Origin of the sequence: Sphingobacterium litopenaei (genome assembly GCF_014692495.1) — a bacterium.
In the GTDB taxonomy this organism is placed as follows: Bacteria; Bacteroidota; Bacteroidia; order Sphingobacteriales; family Sphingobacteriaceae; genus Sphingobacterium; species Sphingobacterium litopenaei.
Map to the genome: position 1 here is coordinate 20,993 of NZ_JACOIJ010000042.1, position 6,333 is coordinate 27,325.

8 protein-coding genes are annotated in these 6,333 nt (G+C 34.7%); all 8 read left to right on the forward strand.

Going from position 1 to position 6,333, the window contains the following annotated elements:
* Nucleotides 1-78: 78 nt before the first annotated feature.
* The 8 genes from H8B04_RS15160 (at nucleotide 79) to chrA (ending at nucleotide 5,851) form a co-directional block, all read left to right on the forward strand.
* A complete protein-coding gene (locus H8B04_RS15160) occupies nucleotides 79-408 on the forward strand; it encodes an ArsR/SmtB family transcription factor (RefSeq protein WP_149914300.1) in 330 nt (109 codons plus the stop codon).
* A gap of 66 nt (nucleotides 409-474) precedes the next feature.
* Nucleotides 475-948, forward strand: a complete 474-nt coding sequence (locus tag H8B04_RS15165; RefSeq protein WP_190302876.1) for a DUF6428 family protein — start codon at nucleotides 475-477, stop codon at nucleotides 946-948.
* A gap of 17 nt (nucleotides 949-965) precedes the next feature.
* Entirely contained in the window at nucleotides 966-1,739 is a 774-nt protein-coding gene (locus tag H8B04_RS15170) for a metallophosphoesterase family protein (protein ID WP_190302877.1), read from the forward strand.
* An 18-nt stretch (nucleotides 1,740-1,757) separates the two neighbouring features.
* Nucleotides 1,758-1,937 carry a hypothetical protein gene (locus H8B04_RS17305; protein WP_262886432.1) on the forward strand — a complete coding sequence of 60 codons (180 nt, stop codon included), beginning with the start codon at nucleotides 1,758-1,760 and terminating at the stop codon, nucleotides 1,935-1,937.
* Nucleotides 1,921-3,168 carry an ACR3 family arsenite efflux transporter gene (gene arsB / locus H8B04_RS15180; RefSeq protein WP_262891422.1) on the forward strand — a complete coding sequence of 416 codons (1,248 nt, stop codon included), beginning with the start codon at nucleotides 1,921-1,923 and terminating at the stop codon, nucleotides 3,166-3,168. Before H8B04_RS17305 ends, arsB begins: the two co-directional genes overlap by 17 nt.
* Before the next feature lie 21 nt (nucleotides 3,169-3,189).
* On the forward strand, nucleotides 3,190-4,002 hold the full coding sequence (locus H8B04_RS15185; protein WP_223815455.1) for a helix-turn-helix domain-containing protein: 813 nt from the start codon (nucleotides 3,190-3,192) through the stop codon (nucleotides 4,000-4,002).
* 315 nt (nucleotides 4,003-4,317) lie between these two features.
* Nucleotides 4,318-4,593: a DoxX family protein gene (locus H8B04_RS15190; protein WP_223815456.1), complete on the forward strand. Its 276-nt coding sequence runs from the start codon at nucleotides 4,318-4,320 to the stop codon at nucleotides 4,591-4,593.
* A gap of 124 nt (nucleotides 4,594-4,717) precedes the next feature.
* On the forward strand, nucleotides 4,718-5,851 hold the full coding sequence (gene chrA, locus H8B04_RS15195; RefSeq protein WP_190302878.1) for a chromate efflux transporter: 1,134 nt from the start codon (nucleotides 4,718-4,720) through the stop codon (nucleotides 5,849-5,851).
* Nucleotides 5,852-6,333 lie beyond the last annotated feature (482 nt).

A 6,333-nucleotide genomic window follows, 5' to 3' on the forward strand; every position in this document is an offset into this window, starting at 1 on the left:
ACTTAACAATAATTTTTTTATAAAATTATTGTTGTTTTCCCTGTATTATCGTAATATTGCAATATTAATCAAGAATACATGGGTGTTACCAAAAGTGAAATATTTACGGAAGAACAGAATCATTTAGCCATTAATTTGAAAGCTCTGGCACATCCTGCGCGAATAGCCATTTTACAGTATATCATCAAACAGAATGCCTGTATTTGTAATGATTTGGTAGAAGAATTGGGATTGGCGCAGGCTACCATTTCACAACATTTAAAAGAATTAAAGAACATTGGCATCATTAAAGGAAATATAGAGGGAACAAGTGTATGTTACTGTATCAATGAGACAGTTTGGCAACAAATTAAAAAAGAACTTGATACTTTCTTTGTAGCTGATATAGCTATTGAAAAATGCTGCTAATGCATTTTTTTACTTTAATATATCGCTACATTGCAATATACAATTAATCATAATAATAGAAAAAATATGAAACTATCAGAAATTAAAGAAATTCTTAAGACTTTGGATAATGTTGAATTTCAATTGGAAAATGGAACTTTTGTACCCGAACATTTTCACGTTACGGAAGTGGGGCAAATAACTACACATTTTATTGACTGCGGTGGTATAATTCGGAGCGAAAAAGTTGTCAATTTTCAATTATGGAATGCTAATGATTTTGAACATCGCTTAAAACCCACTAAACTTTTAAACATCATTAATCTCTCGGAAGAAAAGTTAGGTATTGAAGATGTGGAAATTGAAGTGGAATATCAAAGTGACACCATTGGAAAATATGATTTAGAATTTAATGGAAAAACTTTTGTCTTGAAATACAAAACCACAGCTTGTTTGGCAGAAGATGCTTGTGGTATTCCATCAGAAAAACAAAAGAAAAATTTAATAGGATTGCAGGTAAATCAAACCAATACTTGCACGCCAGGTGGAGGTTGTTGCTAATTTTAAAATTTATCAAAATGAAAATGGTATTATTCAGCGACATTCATGCTAATTTACCTGCATTAGAAGCATTTTTTGCAGATGTTGAAAAAAGAAATCCTGACAGTATCTATTGTTTGGGTGATTTGGTGGGCTATAATATTTGGCCAAACGAAGTGGTTAACGAAATCCGTAAAAGAAAAATCCCAACAATTGCAGGAAATTACGATTTTGGAATTGGAAGAATGAGCAGCGAATGCGGTTGTGCATACAAAACGGACAGCGAAAAAGACAACGGAAACATTTCTATTTCATTCACAAATTCTTTAATGAACGATGAAGAAAGAGCGTATTTGCGAACACTACCAGCACATATAAAAGTAGAGTTTCAACTAAATAAAGATAAATTGAATTTGCTACTGGTTCACGGAAGTCCGAGAAAAATAAACGAATATTTATTTGAAGACCGAGAGGAGAAAAGTATGCTTCGTATTATGGAACAAGCAGATGCAGACATTCTGTGTTTTGGACATACACACAAACCATATCACAGAGTATTGAATTCGGGAATTGATGGACAAAATCATTTCAGACACGCCATCAATATTGGTTCGGTAGGCAAACCAAAAGACAGTGATGTAAGAGGTTGTTATGTAGTGCTTACCATTAATGAGAACAGCTCTGTGTTGGATAGAGACAGTGTAAAAGTTGAATTTATTCGATTTGAATACGATATTGAAAAAGCTGCAAGAGCAGTTGAAGATAGTCCGCTACCCAACGAATATGCAGAAAATTTAAGACGTGGTTACTAATCAATAAAAAAAAAGGAAATGAAAATTCCAAAGGATTTATACTTTTCCGAAGAGCATACTTGGCTGCCTATAGAAAATAACATTGGAACGATTGATATTACAGAGTTTGCCCAAAGTAATATAGGTGAAATCGTGTATGCGGATGTGTCGAATATTGGCTATTATTTTAAGCAGGACGAAAATGTTTGGTTCCATTGAAGCTGTTAAAACCGTTAGTGATTTATTTCTACCTATGTCGGGTAAAGTGATAGAAACCAATAGACTAATTTTAAAAGATCCAACATGGGTAAACAGAAAACCATTTGAAAATGGTCGGTTGGTAAAAATAGAAAACAAACTAGAAATTGTGAGCTTACTAAAAGCAGAACAAAACGCTAACACTATAAACAATTATAAGATGCAAGTAAAATTAAAATTCCTTGACCGTTACCTCACCTTATGGATATTCCTTGCCATGGCTTTAGGGGTGGGGTTGGGTTTTTTCTTTCCCAATATCTCTACTTTAACTAGTAGCTTATCCGTAGGCACAACCAATATTCCAATAGCAATTGGTTTAATACTGATGATGTATCCTCCATTAGCAAAAGTGGACTATTCACTTCTGCCCAAAGCGTTTAAGGATAAAAAAGTAATCGGCATATCGTTAATGCTGAATTGGATTATCGGTACAGTATTGATGTTCGGATTAGCTGTTCTGTTTTTACGGAACGAACCTGATTATATGACAGGATTGATATTGATAGGCCTGGCCAGGTGTATAGCAATGGTCATCGTGTGGAGTGACCTAGCCAAAGCCAACCGGGAATATACCGCTATGTTAGTGGCATTGAATAGCATCTTTCAGATAATTTCTTACAGCTTTTTAGTCTGGTTATTCATCAACATACTACCTGCAAAATTTGGCTTAGCCAATTTCAATGTAAGCGTGTCGATGAGTGCGGTAACAGAAAGCGTATTGATATACTTGGGTATTCCTTTTCTGGCAGGCTTTTTAAGTCGTTATATATTGGTAAAATCTAAAGGTATAGAATGGTATAACAGAATATTTGTGCCAAAAATATCACCCATTACATTGTATGCTTTACTGTTTACCATCGTATTAATGTTCAGTTTGAAGGGCGACAAAATAGTAGAATTACCAATGGATGCAGTGAAAGTGGCCATACCATTAATCATCTATTTCGTGCTAATGTTTTTTGTAAGCTTCTTTATCAATAAATCTTTGAAAGTACCTTACGATAAAAACGCTTCTATCGCATTTACTGCTACAGGAAACAATTTTGAATTGGCAATCGCTGTTGCAATATCAGTTTTCGGTATTCATTCGCCGCAGGCATTTGTAGGTGTGATTGGACCATTGGTAGAAGTGCCGGTATTAATATTGCTGGTAAAGGCGAGTTTATGGTTAAAGAAAAAGTATTATAGCTAATTTTATAGGGATAAACTGCATATGTTAGATAAATTGAAAAACTCTATCTCCATAAAAAACAAAATTGAAGCGTCAACATTACTAAAAGTTGCCCCATTCCGTAAAGAAATTCGCAAGACCGAGCCTCACAAACATAACAGCTATTTAGAAATAATTTATTTAAGGGAAGGAAGCGGATTGCACACCATCGATCATACTTCATTTTCGATAATGCCACCTACGGTTTTTTTTGTCCGAAAAGAGCAGGTGCATCATTGGGATATGACAGATACTCCGGATGGTTATGTATTGCTTTTAAAAAAGGGTTTTGTCGACCATTCGTTGGACAGGGAACTTAAAAGTCTTTTATCTAAACTGAGTGGATTAAGCTGCATTCATCTGAAAGAAACAGAAAGTATAGACACCTTGTTCCAAATGCTCACTATAGAAAAAGATTTTACTGTTACTGAAGGATTATTAAAAGCACTATTTGCTAAAATTTTGATTGCGGGGAAACCTTCGATAATTAAATCACGTAAATCAGATGGTGCCATTACTATATTTCGAGAACTGCTCAACCAGACAAATGACCTGCAAAACAATGTTAATTATTATGCAGAAAAACTTCATATGACACCCCAAAATCTTAATGTTATTTGTCGTAAGGCACTAGACCAATCAGCGGCTGAGGTAATAGCTGAGCATATAATTAGTGAGGCAAAAAGACAATTGATGTATACCATAAGTAGTGTTTCTGAAATTGCTTTTAAATTGAATTTTAAGGACACTTCCCATTTTGTAAAGTATTTCAAGCGTTACACTGGTCTTACACCTCAAACCTTCCGTAATACTTAAAATACACCTTTCTATTTTCAAATATACAATATCTGATAGTTCGTATTACACGAAATTTGTGTAGTGTAAGGCGCGGGTTATGAGATGTTTGATATTTGTTTATACTTCCATTTATTTGTGGTTGTAAAAAAACAAGGAATGGCTCAGGGCCAATAAATAAAAGGGGATGAGCAGAATAAACTATAGAAAAATCAATTCTGTGCATTTGATATAGGATGGTTGAAACTGGCCTCTCTGTTATTTTAAGTTTGCCAATTGCATTTATTTTAGCCCATCTATATAAAAAAGTGCAATCCAAAATTCATAAAACTAATCATGAAGTTGCAAACAATAACTAAGACAGACGTATCAAAAACCACTATATTAATTCGATTGATGGTAGGAGCGGTATTTTTATTTGCCGATACCCGTGGAGCCGGACGATTTGAAAAAATTGGTCTGCCTTATCCTGAATTTTTGGGCAGTTTCGTTGGAACATTTGAAGTTATTTGTGGATTTCTTCTTCTAATCGGGCTGTTCACACGGCTTGCAAGTCTCCCTCTTATTGTTATTTTGTTGTGGCTATTGCAACAACTAAATCAGAGATTTTAATAGAAAAAGGATTTTGGGAAATGATGCACAGCAGCCGCACCGATTGGACGATGCTTTTGGACAGTATCTTTCTATTGATAAAAGGTGGAGGTAAATGGTCAGTAGATGAAAATTTTGAAAACAAATGGAGAATAAAATAGAGCTAAAAGAAATAGCAAAAGTTTTTAGTAAAATAGGTTTTATTGGATTTGGTGGTCCAGCAGCACATATTGCTATGATGCGGGATGAAGTAGTGGTCAAGCGGAAGTGGATGAGTGAACAGTATTTTTTGGATCTGCTGGGAGCTACCAATCTTATTCCAGGCCCTAACAGCACGGAAATGGCTATTCATATTGGCTTTGATAAAGGTGGGTGGAGAGGCTTAGTAACAGCCGGTATGTGTTTTATTTTACCCGCCGTTTTTTTAACAAGTATTCTAGCGTATTTGTATATTCGATATGGTCAGTTGCCCGAGCTACAGCCTTTTATTTATGGTATCAAACCTGCTATAATTGCTATCATTCTCGCTGCTATTTATCCTTTAGCAAAACAATCCGTAAAATCTTTAAATTTAGGTCTTATCGGTATTACCGTATTGTTAGCTGCGGTGATTGGAGTTAATGAAATATATTTAATGCTCGGTGCAGGTTTGTTAGCATTTGGATTGCACACTATTCAGAACAGACAAAATGATACTTTACAAAGTATCGTTCCGTTTGCTTTTTTTCTTCAAATCATTCAGACAACTTTTTGGACAGCGACCAATGCACAGCTATTTTGGACATTCCTTAAAATTGGCTCCATACTTTATGGAAGCGGATATGTATTATTTGCCTTTATCGATACAGAATTGGTTACAAAAGGTTTACTCACAAGGCAACAATTGATGGATGCTATTGCAGTAGGTCAGTTCACGCCTGGTCCCGTTTTTTCGTCGGTAACTTTCATCGGATTTCAAATCAATGGACTTTCAGGTGCTTTTATTTCGACAATAGCTATTTTTCTTCCCTCATTTGTTTTTGTAGCAATGCTTAATCTCTTAATGAAAAAGCTTCGAAATTCTAAAGGATTTTCTGCCTTTTTAGATGCTGTAAATGTAGCATCTGTAGCTGTAATGATGGTCGTGTGCTTGGAAATGGGTAAAGAAATCATTACTGATTGGAGGACGTTGTTAATTGCTTTTTCCAGCATTGCAATAACTTTTGGCTACAGGAAAATAAATAGTGCTTTTGTAGTTTTGGGTAGTTCCTTATTCGGATACTTGTTGTTTCAAATTTAAATACATTACTTTTAAGGTAGATCATAACTTTTTTCAATCGTAATGTATTGTATTTGGTAACATGATAGTGCTGATTATTGTTCCTGCCAAGCATATCGGATTAGGCATTCCTTTGATTTTGCAGTCTTTCCTCTACATTTGTTTAATCAATTATGTGTTTGAAAACTAGCTTGTTTGCTTATTCTTTGAAATCATCCAGGATAGTTTTATGTATTTCCTGCTCCATCCTGGATAATTTTCAAAATTGACCATTTCGCGAATGATAAAATTAACTTTACAGTTAAAACTAATAGACTTGACTTAATAATCATTAATTATTCTCTCTTCACTTTGATCTAAGTTTTACCAATAGTGATTATAAAACGGAGCGTAAAACCCACAGGTCTTTAGCCTGTGGGATGTAAGCGACTAACCCTGATTGAGAATATACTCACGAATAGTATCAGGAGATGCTTCACCTATTGAACAAACAAAATAACCAT

Bases quoted from the DNA above. Each gene is read 5' to 3' on its own strand.
- H8B04_RS15160 (WP_149914300.1), top strand. From the start codon at position 79: ATGGGTGTTACCAAAAGTGAAATATTTACGGAAGAACAGAATCATTTA.
- H8B04_RS15165 (WP_190302876.1), top strand. From the start codon at position 475: ATGAAACTATCAGAAATTAAAGAAATTCTTAAGACTTTGGATAATGTT.
- H8B04_RS15170 (WP_190302877.1), top strand. From the start codon at position 966: ATGAAAATGGTATTATTCAGCGACATTCATGCTAATTTACCTGCATTA.
- H8B04_RS17305 (WP_262886432.1), top strand. From the start codon at position 1,758: ATGAAAATTCCAAAGGATTTATACTTTTCCGAAGAGCATACTTGGCTG.
- arsB (WP_262891422.1), top strand. From the start codon at position 1,921: ATGTTTGGTTCCATTGAAGCTGTTAAAACCGTTAGTGATTTATTTCTA.
- H8B04_RS15185 (WP_223815455.1), top strand. From the start codon at position 3,190: ATGTTAGATAAATTGAAAAACTCTATCTCCATAAAAAACAAAATTGAA.
- H8B04_RS15190 (WP_223815456.1), top strand. From the start codon at position 4,318: ATGAAGTTGCAAACAATAACTAAGACAGACGTATCAAAAACCACTATA.
- chrA (WP_190302878.1), top strand. From the start codon at position 4,718: ATGGAGAATAAAATAGAGCTAAAAGAAATAGCAAAAGTTTTTAGTAAA.